We start from the raw sequence: 18,804 nt of genomic DNA, 5'->3' as shown, positions 1-18,804 counted from the left end.
TTCGTGGGATGTTTAAAATCATCCTAAATTTGTAACTCCTTTAAGCTAAGATGACAAAAAAGAAAAAGACAGTTGGTAAAACTGACGCTGATGTAATTTTAATAGGGGCTGGCATCATGAGTGCAACCCTGGGTGTTTTGTTAAAACAATTAGAACCCAATTTAAGCATAGAAATTTACGAACGTTTAGATATTGCGGCGGCAGAAAGCTCTGATGCCTGGAATAATGCGGGAACGGGACACTCTGCTTTTTGCGAATTAAACTATACACCCGAAAAGAAGGATGGTACAGTTGAAATAAAAAAAGCGGTTCAGATTGCAGAACATTTTGAGGTTTCTAAGCAGTTTTGGTCATATTTAGTGAACAAGGGATTGGTTTCAGATCCTTGTAATTTTATTCGCAATATTCCTCACATGAGTTTTGTTTGGGGAAAAAAGAATGTAGAATATCTTAAAAAACGCTACGACGCATTAACCCAATGCGATTTGTTTAGCGATATGCAATATACCGAAGATACCGAGTTGGTCAAAAACTGGGCACCTTTGATTATGGATGGCCGTAAAAAAAGCGAAAAAGTTGCGGCTACTAAAATGGATTTAGGTACCGATGTTAACTTTGGTACGTTAACCCGCGACATGTTTAACAACTTAAAGGAACAAAGTAACGTTAATCTGTATTTCAACCACGAAATCCGCGACCTTAAAAAGAATAAAGACGGCAACTGGATTGTAAAAGTTAAGGATTTAGAAAGCGGAGACAAACGCAAACGAGTAGCTAAGTTTGTATTTATCGGTGCAGGTGGTGGTTCTTTGCCACTACTGGAAAAATCAGACATTCCTGAAGGAAAAGGTTTTGGCGGTTTCCCTGTAAGCGGACAATGGTTAAAATGTACCAACGAAGAAATTATTAAAAAACACCATGCTAAGGTGTATGGAAAAGCGGCTGTTGGTGCCCCACCAATGTCGGTTCCACACCTGGATACCAGAATGATTAATGGTAAGCAGGCGCTATTGTTTGGCCCTTATGCTGGTTTCTCTACCAAATTCCTTAAAAATGGTTCATTCTTAGATTTACCAAAATCGATAAAATTTAATAATATCCGCCCGATGCTGTCGGCAGGATTGCATAACCTTGATTTAACAAAGTATCTGATTGAGCAGGTTAGGCAGTCGCCGGAAGACAGATTGGAAGCATTGAAAGAATATTTACCAACTGCCGAGCTTAAAGATTGGGAACTGGAATATGCAGGTCAGCGTGTGCAGGTAATTAAAAAAGACGAAAAACAAGGTGGTATTTTAGAATTTGGAACAGAGGTGGTAAGTGCCGCCGATGGTTCTATTGCAGCTTTGCTGGGTGCATCTCCCGGAGCTTCAACAGCCGTTTCTATTATGCTCGATTTATTAAACCGTTGTTTTGCTGATGATTTGGCTACTGAAGAATGGCAGGCCAAAATTAAGGAGATGATTCCTACTTATGGAAAATCGCTTGCGCAGGATGCAGATCTTTGCAAAGAAACCAGAAACAGAACCTCAAAAGTGTTAAAAATAGAAAATGTTGTAGTCGCTTAATTGCAACCACAATAAGAATATAAAAGGTCCCGATATAAATCGGGACCTTTTTTGTTTTGGCATTTCCATGATCTGTGTCCTCACAGACCATAATGGGATAGGGTATTAATCATTTACATCACCAAACGTTCCTACGGAACGAACACAAATAACAAAATGTTATTTGCTACCTACCATTCGTCCCGAAGGGACGGCTGATGGTAAGATGTGGAAACGAGTTTTCTCGTTCCACCGGAATGTTTGATGCTTTCGAAGGCATTGTTTTCATAAACCTGCCATCCTTGCGCTGAGCCAAGAGATCGAAAGTTAATAATAATCCTGTTCCGTAGGAACGTTTCATGGGTAACAAGGTGGGAAAAAGAAATTTTTCGTTCCGTAGGAACGTTTGGTGTTTTTCTCTTCACAGGCTTTACCTTAATAAACCTGATGGGAACGGCAGCTCCCGGTTTTTTCAACCGGGACTATAGTGTACAGCAGGACTACAGTAGCCGATAGCAAACCAGGCATTGCTTTTCAAAAAAATAAAATAATTTTCAGTCTTATATCTTGGAAATAAAAAAAGCGCCTAAAAATGTTTTTAAGCGCTTTAAACCCTGAAATAAATCTGATAGCTTTCGGATCAGGATGATGATACTCTTGTTGTATTTAATTAAGCAGCAATCACCTCTGCAACTTCATCAGCGGAAATATCACTATGTGAGGCTTCCAATACACAATCGCCATCTTTAATCAATAAAATCTGTGGCGATTGATGTGCTACCTGAAAAACTTCGGCAATCTGGTTCGAAATATCACGGTAGCTAATTAAATCTAAAAAGTAAAGTTTTGTATCTGCCGGAATAATGTCCCAATCAAATTCGAAATTCTTTTTAGCCATTAAACTAACGGAGCAACGTGTGCTGTGTTTAAAAATAAGACTAAAACCGCTTGCATTTTTGATTTCATCAAGCTGTTCCATTGAAGTTAAGTTAACCCAAGTCATGCTATTATAAGTATTGTTTACAGGACAACAATTGCAGTTAAATAAAGTTCTGCAAATGACCTGAATATGAGATTACAAATAAGGTAGATTAATTCCTTCTGCGTTTTCCTTCCGGGTAAGATCCATAAGCAGGACAAAGTTTAGAAGAACAAGATTCTAATATGGTAATGGTGCAAAACACCGCCAATAGTAAGATGGCTACTTTTTTCATCCGTATATATTTGTTATTTCAATGGTGATGAAGCGATCATGTTAGTCATGACGGTTTCATCGGATCTGATAATTTTTAAACTTCTAAGTTACAAATAATTATTAAAACGCAAGTTTAAATTTGAGCTGAAAAATCAGCCATTTTAATGGCCGTAATGGCTGCTTCATCGCCTTTGTTACCATGTTTGCCACCAGCACGATCTTGTGCCTGCTCCAGGTTATTGGTGGTTAAAACCCCGAAAATAACCGGTTTACTGTATTTAATGCCAACATTGGTTACCCCTTGAGCTACTGCATCGCAAATAAAATCGAAATGTTTGGTGTCGCCCTGAATTACGCAACCTAAACAGATTACGGCATCGATATCATTTCTTTTGCTCAATAAAATTTCTGCACCACCTGTTAATTCGAAACTTCCTGGCACGGGCAAAGAAATTATATTTTCCTCCTTAACACCATGGGTTAAAAGCGTTTTTAATGCACCATTGTATAAAGCGCCGGTAATTTCGGCATTCCACTCGGCTACAATAATCCCGAATTTATAGTTTGCTCCACTCGGAACGGTGGTATGAGAGAAATCAGATAGATTTTTTAATTGTGTTGACATGGGGCAAAGATAATGTTATGCTGCGAATGTTAAAAACGTTAATGTTTGCGGCTTGTAACATTTAATGTATTAATAATTAGATTCGTAAATAATCACTTAAAATATTAATCTTTTATGGAATTTTAGTATTTGCCCCATCTCTATTAAAACTCAACGTTATTTTATGAACCCATCTTTACGCTTTTCCGCATTATTGCTTTTTATCTTTTGGTTTTCATTCGAGGCGGCAGCACAGCACCAATATACCCAGGCAGATTTTTATCGGATTGATTCTATCGCCAATCAGGGCAAACCCAAGGATGCACTGGCTTTGATTGAAAAAATAAATCAGCAGGCACGCCAGGAGCGTAATACCCCATTGCTGATTAAATCGATTATTTATAGGATGATGTTTCAGGGTTATTTGGTAGAGAATGCCTTTGATAAAATCCTGATTAATCTGCGTGAAGATATTAGCACGGCCAAACAGCCCGAAAAAAGTATTTTACAATCTCTTTTAGCCGAAACCTATTGGAATTATTTGCAGCAAAACAGGTGGCAAATTAGCCAGCGTACATCGGTGCAGGGCGATATTGGTGATGATATTAAAACCTGGAATATTAAAAAACTGAGCGATGAAACCGTAAAATACTATCTCTTATCGTTAAAGGAAGTTCAACTTTTGCAACAAACTAAAGTTGATGTTTTGGACGCTGTTTTAGCAGGTGATCAAAACAACCGGGTTTTTAGGCCTACTTTATACGATCTATTGGCACACCGTGCAATCGAAGTTTTTAGCAACTCACAGATTAACATCACTCAACATGATGATGAACTGTTTGATGCGGACAATATAACTTGGTTAGGCGATAGACAGCATTTTCTTACCGCTGAATTGCCCTCAGACAGCACTTCGTTTAAACTTCAGAATCTGTTGTTGTTTAGAAACCTGATCAAATTTCATCAGGGCAACAATAATTTATCGGCATTGGCCGATGTTGATTTAAAACGTTTAAAGTTTGTACAGCAAAATTTCGGAGGCGATAACCAGGAATTGTATTACAATGCATTAAGCACGTTAGCCGAACAAAGCATTCAAACGGAAGTTTATGCTGACATTTTATACGAACAGGCCAATATGCGAAAAAATGCAGGTTTACCAATTGACACCAATAAACAGCACCTGATTAAAGCGATAGCCTTAGCTGAAAAAGCCGTTAAGGCTTACCCAAAAAGTATCGGTGCACAAAACGCCAGAAATTTAATTGAGCAGATAGAAAGCAGTGAATTATCAACTAAAACCAAGGGATATGTTTTGCCTGATAAACCAATCCAGCTGCACCTATCGTATAAAAATGCAGATACCATACAGTTTAGGTTATTTAAAACCCCTGAGTTTCAATTTGAGTACGAGCAATTTAAAAACAAGGCAGATTTTTTGACTTTTTTCACTAAAAATAAAATAATCAAACAATGGACTGTAATTACGCCAAAAACAGGCGACTACCAAAGCCATACTTTAATTGATAAAATAGAGGGTTTGCCATTTGGTGCTTACACCTTAATTGCCCAAACCATTAACCGGAAGCAAAAAGATAGTGTTTATAGCAACGTCAACTTTAAGGTTACGGGAATGTCCATACTCAACAGACGAAATATTGAAAAACAAGAATATTTTGTGAATCAGCTTAGCGATGGAGCCCCTCTAAAAAATGTTAAAATTCAACAACGGAGATACGATTACAATACACGGAAATTTATTGAGGGTGATTTAATTACGACGAACGACAAAGGTTATGCGAGTACAAACGAAACGGACAGGAACGTGTCTTCCATAGTGGTTACCCACGGAAAAGATGAATTGAAACTCAACATCAATAATTACAATAGCTATCAGGATGAGGAGGATAAAGAGCGCGTAATTCTTTTTACCGACAGGCCGATATATCGCCCGGGCCAAACCATTTATTACAAAGGCCTCTACATGAAATTTGAAAAGGGCAAAAATAAAATTGAGGTAAATAAGGAACTGGAGGTTTTTTTAAATGATGTCAATGGAAAGGAAATAGCAACAGCTAAAGTTACCAGTAACGATTACGGGACTTTCCAGGGCTCGTTTAGTATCCCAATGGGGAAGCTTAACGGCAATATGGAAATCGAAACTGATTATGGAAGTATTTATGTGCAGGTTGAGGAGTATAAACGCCCGACTTTTGAGGTTGTTTTTGATAAACCTAACCAAAAATACAAGTTAAACGATAGTATTAAAGTAGAAGGTAAGGCCAGTGCTTTTTCGGGATATTCAATAAACAATGCGAAAATAAATTATAAGGTTTTCCGCAAGGAAATCTACAATTATCAATCAAATTCTGCGCAAGGCCGCGCAATTTATGGTTGGAATGGTGTCGATAGGAAGCAAATTGCCATTGGTAAAACAAGTACCAAACCAGGTGGTAAGTTTGATATCACCTTTTTTGCAAAAGCGACTGATACCAAACAAAATTATAGCTACGATATTGAAATTGAGATAACGGATTTGAACGGCGAAACCCGAACAAAAAGTACCAACATTAATGTCGGACAAAAAGATATTAACCTTAATATCAGCACCGAACAGGTTATTTATACCAGCAATAAAACAGATAGCATCGCGTTTTGGGTAAGCAATTTAAACAACGAACCTATAAAAGCCAACATCCAGGCAAAATGGAGTTTATTGCAGTCGCCGTCCAGGTTGATGAATAAAAGCCCTTTTTATGCGGAGGGTTATACCATGAGCAAAGATGAGTTTATCAAAAATTTTCCTGATGAAGATTATAACAACGAACTCGAAGTGGCTAAGTGGCCGGTAAAATCGGTAGAACTGAAACAAAACCTATCGATTATTGATGGTCGTGGGAACTTAACCTTTAGTCAAAAGAACCTAAAACCAGGTTACTATAAAATAAGCCTGCTGGCTGTAAATGAGCAGAAGGATACCATTAAAGTCGACAAGTATTTAGTGGTTTATAACGACCAGCCTGCTGTAATACAATCGAATGTCGAATGGATTTCGCCTGAATTAAATGTAATTAAACCAACTGAAAGTGCTGTTTTTCGCCTGGCTGGTTTGGCCAATAACAGTAAAGCTTATTACGAAGTTTATTACCGGGACAGCATTGCTGAAAAGGTTTGGGTCGATCTATCTCCTAAACAAAACATAGTTAAAATTAAGCCAAAGACAAATTACGAAGATGGTTTCGCGGTACAGTTTACCATGATACATCAGGGTATGGTTTACAATTCGATGCAGCAGGTTAAAATTATTGACCCTGAAAAAGAATTGAATATTAAGTTTTTAACTTTTAGAGATAAACTGCAACCTGGTGAAAAGGAAAGCTGGAAACTGCAGATCAGTAATAAAAATGGCGAAAAGCAGATGGCCGAAATGGTGGCTACGCTTTACGATGCAAGTTTAGATGATCTGAAAAGAATGGATTGGAATACGCATTTACTAACAGGTTTTAACTACTATTATTACAACTGGAATTATAATACCAACGATATCACAAATCAAAGTTATTTATGGTTTTTAAGACCTAACCGGAATTATGCAGTGGTTACACGGGCTTATGAGAACCTTAATTTATTCGGTTACAATTATTATGGCGGCTACAACTATAGTTACCACAATTATATAAACAATTTGAAAAGACCCAAAAAAAGAGGTCTGTCTCCTGAGGCTGTTGAGAAATTAGCGGAGTTGGCCAATGGCAAATTAACCTATGGTGTGGTCTTCGACAGTTATGGTGAAATATTGCCGGGTGTACAGGTAAAATCTGGCAAAAAGGTAAGCACTACCAATGTTTTGGGGATTTATACCATTGAGGCTAAAGCAGGAGAGACATTGAGTTTTGCTTATTTAGGTTTTAAGGGCCATTCTATAAAAATAGGCGATAAAAAGCGGATTGATGTAACCCTGAAAGAAGATGGAAATGCTTTGAATGAAGTGGTGGTTGTAGGTTCTGCCGTACAGCAAAAGAAAATGTTGGCGGGATCTGTTACTCAACTTGCTAGTGCGCCTTTAGAGGGTAAAGTAGCAGGTTTAAATATCCAAAACAATACTGGTGTACCAGGTGCAAGAGGTAGTGTCATGATTAGAGGAATAAGCAACATTAATGTTGCAGGAACGACTAACCAGGGTAATAATTTAAGCGAAGTTTTGGTTGGTGGAAAAATAAAAACCAGTGACATCACTGCCCGTACCAATTTTAATGAACTGGCGTTTTTCTATCCACAATTGTTAACCAATGCCAAAGGCGAAATTAAAATTGAATTTACCATACCGCAAAGTTTAACCCGATATAAGATGATGGGTTTTGCACACACCAAAGATTTAAAAACCGCCTACATCACCAATGAATTTGTTACGCAAAAACAATTAGCCATTGCCATCAATGCCCCACGTTTTTTCAGGGAAGGAGATACTATTCTATTAAGTGCCAAACTGAATAATCTGGCAGGCAAAAAACTCATTGGCAATGCCAGTTTAGAACTTACTGATGCCTTAACGGCAAAACCCATCCGTATTTTTGGAGCAAACGAAAAAACCGAAAAAACTTTCGAAGTTGATGATGCAGGCAATACCGTTTTAAAATGGACAATAATTATCCCATCAGGCCTTAGTGCCATTACTTATAAAGTTTTAGCCCAAAGCGGCAAATTTAGCGATGGGGAGGAAAACACCATTCCGGTTTTAGCAAATGCCATGCTGGTTACAGAAAGTATGCCTATAAATGTGCGTGGTAACACGAGTAAAACTTTCGATTTTGAGAAACTGGAGAAATCAGGAACATCAAAAACCTTACGGAACCAAAGTTTAACTTTCGAGTTTACTTCAAATCCAATTTGGTATGCTGTACAGGCATTACCCTATTTAATGGAATACCCTTATGAGTGTGCTGAACAAACGTTTAGCCGGTTTTACGCCAATAGTTTTGCAACGGGTATCATTAATTCATCACCAAAAATTAAAACTGTTTTTGAGCAATGGCAAAATACCAATAACAGCGAAGCACTTTTATCTAACCTGGAAAAAAATCAAGCGCTCAAATCAATTTTGTTAGAAGAAACACCATGGGTACGCCAAGCGGATAACGAAAACGAACGTAAAAAACGTTTGGCCGTGCTTTTCGATTTAAACAGAATGACTTACGAATTGAAGGACAATTTCGAAAAGCTGGAGAAAATGCAATTTAATAACGGGGCTTTTCCATGGTTTAATGGTATGCAGGAAGATCGATACATTACCCAGCACATCGTTTTGGGGATGGGGCAGCTAAAAAAACTAAAACTGATCGACGAAAAGGCTTATCCAAATTTTAATGTCATGTTAAATAAAGCCATTATTTATTCTGACGGGCGATTGGTAAAAGACTATAAGGATGAAGTTGAAGGCAAACGTTTTGGATACTTGCCGCTACATTACCTTTTCGCCAGAAGTTATACCAATCAAAAGAATACAACTGCCGATTTTACCAAAGCCAAAGATTTTTACCTTAAAAAATTAGCTGCCACCTGGAAAACCCTTGATACCTATCAGTTGGCTCAGGCTGCCCTGGTTTTAAATAGAAATGGTAATCATGGGGAAGCAAAGAAGATCATTACATTGTTAAATCAAACTGCCCAGCAGAATGATGAAATGGGTATGTACTGGGCTACGAATAGAGCCGGTTGGTGGTGGTACCAAAGTCCGGTTGAAACACAAGCCTTATTGATTGAGGCATTTGACGAAGTGGCTAATGATACCAAAGCGGTAGAAGAAATGAAAATCTGGTTGCTGAAAAACAAACAAACCAACGATTGGCAAACAACCAAAGCTACTGCCGCCGCCTGTTATGCATTGTTAATGAAAGGTACCGACTTATTAAGTGAAAGTAATGAACCTGAAATTATGATCGGAAATCAGAAACTAACCGATTTACTACAGCCAAATGCCACAAAAGAAGCCGGAACAGGTTATCAAAAGGTAAGCATTGCAGGTACTGAAGTAAAACCAGAGATGGGTAAAGTACAGGTTAAAAATAACAACCAAACAATTGCATGGGGAGCACTTTACTGGCAGTATTTTGAACAACTGGATAAAATAACCACCGCCAGTACGGGTATTAAGATCAAAAAGCAGTTGTTTATTCAAAAAACCAGCACTAAAGGAGATGTTTTAACGCCATTAACAGCAACAAATATTTTAGCTCCTGGCGATTTATTAAAGGTGCGCATAGAGATTTATTGCGATCGAAATATGGAATATCTTCATTTGAAAGATATGCGGTCATCGGGTTTTGAACCTGTAAATGTCATCTCACGCTACAAATATCAGGATGGATTGGGTTATTATGAAAGTACAAAAGATGCTTCTACTAATTTCTTCATCAGTTATATGTCAAAAGGAACCTATGTATTCGAGTATCCGTTGCGGGTTACACATGCGGGGAATTTTTCAAATGGAATTACCAGCTTGCAAAGTATGTATGCACCAGAGTTTACCACCCACTCCGCAGGAATAAGGGTAAATGTAAAACCCTAGTATATTGCCATCACCCTGACCTGTAGCGCAGTGGAAAGCTACGCAGTGGCCCGAGCTTTAAGCGAGCTCACCGAAGGTAATTTATTTCAGGGTCTAAATGAACAAAGTGCAAGTGGTTATATCATAAAATAGATTTGTCACCCTGAGCTTGTCGAAGAACCTGCCCAAATCTTTAAGGTGTTTCGGCAGGCTCAAGATGACATCATCTGAGCTGAATCGCCTTTATGATATAACCTTTTAAATCAAATTAAGTGAGTTTAATATTGGTATAAGTTGCACCTATAGGAATAATTTTTTCTCCAATCCAAATTTGGCTGCGGTCGAATTTGGATATTTTATCTTTAGCTACAATAAATGCCCGGTGACAGCGGATGAAATCTGCTTTTGGCAACAGTTCAGCCAAATCGTTAATGGTAATCCTCGAGCTTAAAAGTTTGTCTTTGAGTTGTATCTGGGTATAATTGCCAGAGGCCTCCACGTAAAGAATTTCACCTAACTCCACCTTAATTTGTTCGTAGCCATCTTTTATAAAGATGTATTCCGGTTTTATTTCCTGCTTCTGGTTGCGCAGGTTAAACAGCTCTTGTGCTTTATTGCAGGCTTTTAAGAAACGCGAAAGAGAAAAGGGTTTTAACAGATAGTCGACAGCATCGAGTTCAAAACTTTGTACCGCATGTTCCGTATAGGCAGTGGTAAAAATAACCATGGGCGGTTTGCTCAAACTTTTTAAAAAATCGATACCGCTGATATCTGGCATTTTGATATCCAGAAAAATGAGGTCAACCTTGTTATGCTGGAGGTAACTGATGGCCGCAAAAGCATCCGTAAAAGTTTGCTGTAAGGTTACAAATGGAACTTTTGAGGCATGCGACTTTATAATCTCTAATGCAATCGGTTCATCATCTATAGCAATGGCAATCATTTTGAGTTTGTTCTTTTCTTTATGTTTTTTTCTTTTTGTGATGCTAACAAAGGAAGCATTTCCAAAGTAACATGCAATCGTCATCTCGACTGAAGTGAAACGAAATGGAGAGATCTGCTGATATAGATTTCTCGGCTTCGTTGCACTGCGCTCGAAATGACGACATCTCAAGATCAATAATAGGGATTTTTACAAACAAATTTCTGGTTAGGCCAATATTCGTTTATCAATTGTTCTCTTGGGGAACTTATCGCCTTAATCCAACTGCAAAGTTAAATGAACAAAAAACTCGTTGGCACTTTCGCGGATAATTAATTCGTGTTTTCCGTAATACAGCAATGATAAGCGTTGTTTAACATTTTCAAGTCCGATGCCACTTTTCAATTTCTCAGGGTCGTTATCTGCCTTAATGTAAATGCTATTGCTTACATCAAAATATAAGGTTTTTTCTTTGGTTTGCAGGGTAATCTTGATGTACGAAGGTTGTTGCAGGCTGATACCGTGTTTAAATGCATTTTCGATAAATGGAATCAGCAACATCGGCGTAATCTGCAGGTTATTCAGCTGTTCTTCGATATGGGTATCAATCCTGATTTCTGCAGAGCGGGAGGTGCGGAGCTTTTGTAAATCGATATAATTGTTCAGGTATTCTACCTCGCGGGTTAAGGAAATTTTATCCTGTGTATTTTCGTGGAGCATAAAACGCATCATATCGCCCAGTTTTTGGATGCCCTCGCCTGTTCTTTCTGCATTTTCCTGCAAAGCTGTTCCAAATAATGTATTTAAAGCATTGAACAGGAAGTGCGGATTGATTTGCGATTTTAAGAAATTGAGGTTCGCATCCGATTTACCCAACTCCGTTTTAAGCATCTGGATTTCGCTGAGTTTTTCAAATTTATGCTTGTAAATGTACCAGGCAGACGGCGTGGTAATGCACATTAAACATATGGCATTTAAAATTAAGGCAATGGGTACAGCTTCGCCGTTGCGCATAAAAGGAATAAGTATCATCATCAGCAGCAGCGAAATGATAATGGTTAAACCTACATTTCCCCAAAAATACCGGCCAAAACCTTTAAAATTCTTTCTGAGGTTTGGAATGATGTAATAAATAGCACAAAAGGCAAAGAAAATATTTACGGGCGGTACAATGAGCCAGATAATTAATATTTCGTGATCGATCTTTAATGAAAGTATTGCGGCAAATACCATGAGCGAAATCAACCAGACTTTAGTTGAAATAAAAATTTCTGGAATGATGTTGTTATTGTAATGTTTTAAAAAGGGAATTCTTTTGAGTAATTCTAAACCCCGCTCATTAAAATATGCGTAGGCATTAAAAAGCAGGTAGAGAAAAAAGATATAAGTAAAAGCCTCTCCAAAAAAGATACCATAAGCGTTATCGAGGTTATCATATTCTAACAATCGGTAAGCTTGAGAATAAGTATTAAAAACCATCCATGCTACAACAGAAAACGATGTAACTAAAATGGTAAGAATAAGATTGAGTGCGATATTTTTTCTGTTTGCCAGCTGAGGCATGAAGCAAAAATTGAACAATAAAAAGCTGACATATAAAATGCTGATCTTAAATACTTCGGGTACAAAGAAATTTGATATTACATTATACACGATTTGGCTTTCTTCAAAACGATAAGAATTACCCCTGCTGTAAACGGTAGAGGAACAAATACTGATCAATGCCAGGATATATAGCGTTGTGGAGATCCAAAACTCAAGCTGGTTGATGTTTTTGGTTTTTATTGCGGATGGGTTGCCTGAAAGAATTACCATATTGTTTTGTTTATACCACAATTTTACGAAGAGAATTTACATCGGTAATTAAAATGTGATGGATGAGCTTAAAAATGTGACGAACGAATAAGATTTTTAGGATTGTGGGATTTTAGAGTTGTCAACTTTCATAGCCCCCTCACTAGAAAGTTGACAACGCTTAAACGATGTACAGAGTTGTTCCCGTCACTGGAGTTAATCATTACTATTAGAGGTTGTATCATAAATATAGATTTGTCATCCTGAGCCTGTCGAAGGCCCCATTTAATTTAAATACGCTATAAGGTGTTTAGGCAGGCTCAACATGACAGCATCTCAGTTGAAATCGCCTTTTTGATACGCTCCACATCCAGCTCCACAATAAAAACAACGATCTTCAAAATATTAAGTATAAAGCTAAACAGTTTATTAACTTTGCTTCTTGCGTTCAACCCTCATTCAAAATTCAATAATTTATATGACCGTTTACGGAATTCCAAATTGCAATACAGTTAAAAAATCGCTCGATTGGTTAAAAGCACATCAGGTTGATTTTGAATTTCATGATTTTAAGAAAAAAGGCATTACCACAGAAAAGCTAAATGAATGGTGTAATACCTTCGGTTGGGAAACCGTATTAAACCGAAAAGGTTTAACCTGGAAAAAACTAACTAAAGAAGAGCAGGCTAAAATTGATAACCAGGATTCGGCAATTGCTTATTTAAAAGAAAATACCAGTGCCATAAAACGCCCGATTATCGAGCAAAACAGCAAAGCCATATTAATTGGGTTTGATGATGACAATTATTTAAAAACACTCGCCTGATTCGATTGTTCTAATGTTAAAGTTTGTTAAATGCAGCTTTTAAATGTCGAACTAAGTTACTTTTGAGTATGTACAAACTGATCATTTTTCTATTACTTGCCTTGCCTATTGGCGTTTTTGCACAAACGGTAACTACAGGTACAGTTTTCGATTATTCGAAAAAAACGCTTTCTCTGCCTGGTGTTACCATCAGAAATCTGAACAGTAAAAAAACAACCAGTACAAACAAAGAAGGCAAGTACACCATAGGCGCCAATATTGGTGACCTGATTGAATTTTCAGCCATTGGTTATCATACCGATACTTTGTATCTAACCAATTTATTAAATAGAACAATTTATCTTCCGGTTAAAACGAATAGTTTAAAAGATGTCGATATTACAGCTGTAAGAATGAATAGTCAGGTTACAGATGCGAAGGATCCACTGGCCGAAAAATATACACTATTGAGTACGGGCGGAAACCTAAACCGTAAACGCATGACCGATAAGGTTGGCGGCTTAAACCTTAACCTTGGCTATGGTAAATACAGACGACAACAGCGGAAAGAGGCCGATTTAGAGGAAAAGGAAATGTATCTCGAAGAAATTGATGAGAATTTTACCGCAAAAGCCATTACAGAGATGACCAAGCTGGAAGGCGAAGAACTTAAAAATTTCATGATTATATATCGCCCTTCGGTAGAAACAGTAAAGGCAGAAAGGCCATACCGTTATGCTTACTATATCTCACGCGCCTTTGTAGCCTGGAAAAAATTAACGCCACAAGAAAGAAAACTGCAGGATTTACCCAAATTGAAAGCGAATTAACAAAGACTCGTCACCCTGTCCCGAAACTTCTGGATCAAGGTCTATTGCAGGAAAGATGCTGACCACATAGTAGCTACTAGATAATTACAAATACTATTTCTACTTGTAATATAAATTACCTTCGGTGAGCTCGCTTAAGGCTCGGTTTACTTCGTAGCTTTCCACTTTGTTAAATGTCAGCATGACGGCTCGCGTTAGGAAAGGAAATTATACTGATAAATAGGAATAAGTATTGATCGAATGAAAGTTTAAAAAGCCTTTTTAACTGTATTATAACCATTATTGGTAACATTCTAACCACATATAAATCTGTATGTGGTTATTTTTTATCTTTACCGCCTGATTACAACCTTATTATTATCATGAAATTGACTAAACTAATCACTTTTTGTTTGGTTGGTTGCGCTTTTGCCTTTTCTGCATCCGCTCAACAAGCTACAACACCGGCACCAGCTAGCAATTATAACCCTGCTGAAGCCTTTGGACCACTATTTTATACACAAAACGGGAATGAATTCCGTTCTGCCATTGGTGCGCCAGGACCAAAATATTGGCAAAACCGCGTTGACTACAACATTACAGCTAGTCTCGACGAAACAAAAAATACGGTTACTGGCACCGTTACTATTACTTACAAAAATAACAGTCCCGATAAATTGCCGTATTTATGGTTGCAATTAGATCAGAATACCTTTAAAGAAACTTCACGGGGTTATGCCATTACGCCGTCGAAAAGCCGTTATGGTGCCCAGGGCGAAAAATTTGATGGTGGTTATAAAATCCAGAACATCAGTGTTTCGCAAAAAGCTGCAGCTGTAAAATTTACTTCTCTGGTAGAAGATACGCGTATGCAGATCCGTTTAGACCAGCCACTGGCCGCTAATGGCGATATTGTAACAGTTAAAATGGATTATTCTTTTGTTTTACCAAAAGAAGGATCAGACAGAACCGGACATTTAACTACAAAAAATGGTGAAATTTTTGCCGTGGCACAGTGGTTTCCACGCATGTGTGTGTATGATGATGTGATTGGATGGAATACTTTGCCTTACTGGGGCGGGGGTGAGTTTTATTGCGAATATGGCGATATTAACTTTGCCATCACTGCACCGGCAAGCCACATCGTAATGGGGTCAGGTGAATTATTAAACCCGGCCGAAGTTTTTACACCAGAACAATTACAAAGATGGAATGCAGCTAAAACAAGCGATGCGACCGTTCATATCCGTACCGAAGCAGAGGTTACCAACCCTCAGTCACGTCCGGCTAAAGATAAGCTAACCTGGAAATTTAAAATCTTAAATGCACGCGATGCGGCCTGGGCCTCATCTAAATCTTTTGTGTTAGATGCCGCAAAAATTAATTTGCCAAGTGGTAAAAAAGCATTAGCCGTTTCTGCACAACCAGTAGAAAGCAATGGTGAAGATGCCTATGGCCGTGGAGTAGAATATGTAAAATCAACCATTGAGCATTATTCTACAAAATGGTTCGAATATCCATATCCAATGGCCGTTAACGTGGCTACCAATGTTGGTGGTATGGAATATCCTGGCATTGTATTTTGTGGCTGGAAGGCTAAAAAAGGAAGTGCATGGGGCGTAATCGATCACGAATTTGGTCATACCTGGTTCCCTATGATTGTAGGTTCTAATGAACGTAAATATGGCTGGATGGATGAGGGCTTTAACACCTTTATCAATGGTATTTCTAAAAATAGCTTTAATAAAGGCGAGTATGCTGCTGCCCCAACCGATATGAATAAAGTTGGTAAAACAAATATTGGAAACCCGGTTTATGAAAACATGATGTTAATGCCCGATGGTATGGCAGAGCGTAATATCGGTGTGAACTTATATTATAAACCCGGATGGGGCTTAGACATCTTGAGAAATCAGATTTTAGGTGAAGACCGTTTTGATTATGCTTTCCGTCAATACATTAAAAACTGGGCATTTAAACATCCAACACCTTTCGATTTCTTCCGTTCGATGGAGAATGGTGCGGGTGAAGATTTAGCCTGGTTTTGGAGAAGCTGGTGGTTAAACAACTGGAAAATGGACCAGGGTATTGCGGGTGTTGAAGCCGTTAAGCAAGATGATAAATTGGTGGGTTACACGATTAAAGTAGTAAACCTGGAAAAAATGCCAATGCCAATCATCCTGCAGGTTAAAACCAAAAGCGGTAAAACAGAGATCGTAAAAGTTCCGGTTGATGTTTGGATGAAAAACGCAACCTGGTTGGTACGTTATCCAACAACCGAAGAGATCGAATCAGTTACTTTAGATCCAAATAAAGTATTACCAGATTCGAATACAGATAATAATACCTGGACCGCAACAGGTAACTAGTTTAACCTGAGCATCATAATTATAGCCTCCTGATTTTAAAAGATCAGGAGGTTTTTTATTGCAAACAACCGACGGTTTACTATTTCTTATCGAATAATTTAGCACCTGTTAAATTTACAGCAGATGGAAAAACCAAATTTAGAAATCACTAATCCCGAAGGTATATACGATCCCCGTCCGCATGGTTATTCTCATTTAGCCTCGGTTCCGGCCGAAAGCCTGCTGGTATTTGTTGCGGGCCAGGGTGGTAGCAGGATGGATGGTGTACTCAGTGTCGATTTTCGGACACAGGTAAGTATTGTATTCGAAAATATAGCTTTGGCTTTAAAAAGCAAAGGTTTAACCATGGCCAGTATAGCCAAGCTCACGACCCTGGTGGTAGATTATAATGAGGAGAAACACCATATCTTAATAGAAGAATCTACGAAAATATGGCCGGATCTAAAATTTCCGGTGAATACCCTCATTCCTGTACAGCGATTGGCTTTAAACGGCATGCTGATTGAAATTGATGCCACAGCTATCGGCTAATTAAAAGACTCTAATATGGAAAAAGGAGAACGCAAAAACGTATATAAAGTTTACAATAAAATCGGAAAGTGGTTCGCCGAAAACCGCTATTCTTTTTTAGGGGAGAAAACTTATCTGGACGATTTACTTAAGCAACTGCCTCCAAATGCAAGTGCTTTAGATTTGGGCTGCGGTAGTGGAAAACCCATACTCGAATATCTGATCAGTCAAAATGTAAAAGTGCTGGGGGTTGATGCCAGTGAGCAGATGCTCGAAATGGCCAGACTAAATTTTCCCGGTACGCCGTTTATGCTGAAAGATATGCGTAAACTAGACCTGGATGAAAAATTCGATGCGATCATTGCCTGGCATAGTTTTTTTCACCTCCCGGCAGCCGATCAGCCTGGTATGTTCGGTATTTTTAGTCGCCATCTTAAACCAAATGGCGTTTTGTTGTTTACCTCAGGAACCGGTAGAGGAGAGGTTTGGGGACTGAACAATGGTGAAAACTTATTTCATGCTTCTTTAGGTACTGATGAATATCGGTCATTGCTTAAATCTAATCATTTTGAAGTGCTTATCCATAAAATAAACGATCCTGATTGTGGTGGCGCAAATGTTTGGATGGCACAATATAAACCCCGATAATTTTGCCTTAACTTTGCGGCATGGCCGAACAGCAAAAAAATAACCCTTTACACGGTATTACCTTAGAGAAAATTGTAACCGATCTGCAGGTGCACTATGGTTGGGAAAAACTGGGATCACTCATCAGGATCGATTGCTTTAATAATAACCAGACGATAAAATCGAGCTTGAAATTTTTAAGAAGAATGCCCTGGGCACGTAAAAAAGTAGAGGAATTATACCTGGATACCTTTCATAAATAAGAATGAGTGAGTTTTGAACTTTACACGGTATTACCTTAGAGAAAATTGTAACCGATCTGCAGGTGCACTATGGTTGGGAAAAACTGGGATCACTCATCAGGATCGATTGCTTTAATAATAACCAGACGATAAAATCGAGCTTGAAATTTTTAAGAAGAATGCCCTGGGCACGTAAAAAAGTAGAGGAATTATACCTGGATACCTTTCATAAATAAGAATGAGTGAGTTTTGAATGAGTGGAATATGCTAGTAATCAATTCCAGGATTCAACCATGCTCTGATTCACTCATTCAATAATTTCCAGCCTCCTTGCAACCTTTATCTAAGCGCAGTCGTCATCTAGGTCTAAACCCTATCAAATGAAAAATATTCTCACTTGCTTTTTGCTGATTACTGTTTTAAGCAGCTGCTCTTTAAGCATGCATTATCTAAAAAAAGGAAAAATTGATGTTCCCCAAAAGGAAAGTTACGTAGTAAGCTATCAGGTTTTATTGAATGAAAATGCAAGGGCAAAGATTTCGTATGTTGATGAAAATGGAAAGAAGCAAAAACTAAAAAACATTAGCGGGAAATGGGAAAAGGTGCTGACCTTAAAACCAGGAAATAACGGACATATAAAAGTTACTGCCAAAGGAGATAAAGCCAGAGGAGAATTTAAAGTTTTGGTTGATGGAAAGGTAATTGGGGAACAAATTCTGACCAATAAAAAAATAGTATACTTTCTTGATTTCTATTTGCCTTAGGATTATTCATTAAATCTTCATCTTGAATTTCGAGATTTAATAAACAAAATAACCAGGTTTATTCATCATTAA

Annotated in this window: 14 protein-coding genes; 10 read left to right on the top strand and 4 right to left on the bottom strand. The window is 38.0% G+C overall.

What is annotated here, in order from left to right; translation table 11 throughout:
• The first annotated feature begins 50 nt into the window (after positions 1 to 50).
• Complete coding sequence (locus tag AC04QZ_RS20735) at positions 51 to 1,568, top strand: malate:quinone oxidoreductase (RefSeq protein ID WP_086547777.1); 1,518 nt, start codon at positions 51 to 53, stop codon at positions 1,566 to 1,568.
• 649 nt (positions 1,569 to 2,217) lie between these two features.
• Here the strand turns inward: AC04QZ_RS20735 and ytxJ are convergent.
• Positions 2,218 to 2,550, bottom strand: a complete 333-nt coding sequence (gene ytxJ, locus AC04QZ_RS20730; RefSeq protein WP_478359292.1) for a bacillithiol system redox-active protein YtxJ — start codon at positions 2,548 to 2,550, stop codon at positions 2,218 to 2,220.
• Positions 2,551 to 2,875: 325 nt separating this feature from the next.
• On the bottom strand, positions 2,876 to 3,367 hold the full coding sequence (gene ribH / locus AC04QZ_RS20725) for a 6,7-dimethyl-8-ribityllumazine synthase (protein ID WP_478359291.1): 492 nt from the start codon (positions 3,365 to 3,367) through the stop codon (positions 2,876 to 2,878).
• A 163-nt stretch (positions 3,368 to 3,530) separates the two neighbouring features.
• Here ribH and AC04QZ_RS20720 point away from each other — a divergent pair, with 163 nt between their 5' ends.
• Positions 3,531 to 9,911 (top strand): alpha-2-macroglobulin family protein, encoded by a 6,381-nt coding sequence (locus tag AC04QZ_RS20720; protein WP_478359290.1) that lies wholly within the window; start codon positions 3,531 to 3,533, stop codon positions 9,909 to 9,911.
• Between the two features lie 247 nt (positions 9,912 to 10,158).
• On the opposite strand, the gene AC04QZ_RS20715 is transcribed toward AC04QZ_RS20720, so the two are convergent.
• Positions 10,159 to 10,917 (bottom strand): LytR/AlgR family response regulator transcription factor, encoded by a 759-nt coding sequence (locus AC04QZ_RS20715; protein ID WP_478359289.1) that lies wholly within the window; start codon positions 10,915 to 10,917, stop codon positions 10,159 to 10,161.
• A 171-nt stretch (positions 10,918 to 11,088) separates the two neighbouring features.
• Complete coding sequence (locus AC04QZ_RS20710) at positions 11,089 to 12,627, bottom strand: sensor histidine kinase (protein ID WP_478359288.1); 1,539 nt, start codon at positions 12,625 to 12,627, stop codon at positions 11,089 to 11,091.
• 457 nt (positions 12,628 to 13,084) lie between these two features.
• Here AC04QZ_RS20710 and AC04QZ_RS20705 point away from each other — a divergent pair, with 457 nt between their 5' ends.
• The 8 genes from AC04QZ_RS20705 to AC04QZ_RS20670 all read left to right on the top strand — a co-directional run bounded on the left by AC04QZ_RS20705 (position 13,085) and on the right by AC04QZ_RS20670 (position 18,732).
• Positions 13,085 to 13,432, top strand: a complete 348-nt coding sequence (locus tag AC04QZ_RS20705; RefSeq protein WP_086547773.1) for a Spx/MgsR family RNA polymerase-binding regulatory protein — start codon at positions 13,085 to 13,087, stop codon at positions 13,430 to 13,432.
• Between the two features lie 68 nt (positions 13,433 to 13,500).
• Positions 13,501 to 14,241: a carboxypeptidase-like regulatory domain-containing protein gene (locus AC04QZ_RS20700; protein ID WP_478359287.1), complete on the top strand. Its 741-nt coding sequence runs from the start codon at positions 13,501 to 13,503 to the stop codon at positions 14,239 to 14,241.
• Between the two features lie 362 nt (positions 14,242 to 14,603).
• Positions 14,604 to 16,589, top strand: coding sequence for a M1 family metallopeptidase (locus AC04QZ_RS20695; RefSeq protein WP_478359286.1), 1,986 nt, complete (start codon positions 14,604 to 14,606; stop codon positions 16,587 to 16,589).
• Positions 16,590 to 16,712: 123 nt separating this feature from the next.
• On the top strand, positions 16,713 to 17,120 hold the full coding sequence (locus AC04QZ_RS20690) for a RidA family protein (protein ID WP_478359285.1): 408 nt from the start codon (positions 16,713 to 16,715) through the stop codon (positions 17,118 to 17,120).
• A gap of 15 nt (positions 17,121 to 17,135) precedes the next feature.
• On the top strand, positions 17,136 to 17,747 hold the full coding sequence (locus AC04QZ_RS20685; protein WP_478359284.1) for a class I SAM-dependent methyltransferase: 612 nt from the start codon (positions 17,136 to 17,138) through the stop codon (positions 17,745 to 17,747).
• A 20-nt stretch (positions 17,748 to 17,767) separates the two neighbouring features.
• Positions 17,768 to 17,989: a VF530 family protein gene (locus tag AC04QZ_RS20680; RefSeq protein ID WP_055910152.1), complete on the top strand. Its 222-nt coding sequence runs from the start codon at positions 17,768 to 17,770 to the stop codon at positions 17,987 to 17,989.
• A 29-nt stretch (positions 17,990 to 18,018) separates the two neighbouring features.
• Positions 18,019 to 18,204, top strand: a complete 186-nt coding sequence (locus AC04QZ_RS20675; RefSeq protein ID WP_478359566.1) for a VF530 family protein — start codon at positions 18,019 to 18,021, stop codon at positions 18,202 to 18,204.
• 144 nt (positions 18,205 to 18,348) lie between these two features.
• A complete protein-coding gene (locus AC04QZ_RS20670; RefSeq protein WP_478359283.1) occupies positions 18,349 to 18,732 on the top strand; it encodes an MmpS family transport accessory protein in 384 nt (127 codons plus the stop codon).
• Positions 18,733 to 18,804 lie beyond the last annotated feature (72 nt).

The organism is Pedobacter folensis (assembly GCF_056490665.1).
This window is presented reverse-complemented; position numbering and strand designations above follow the sequence as displayed.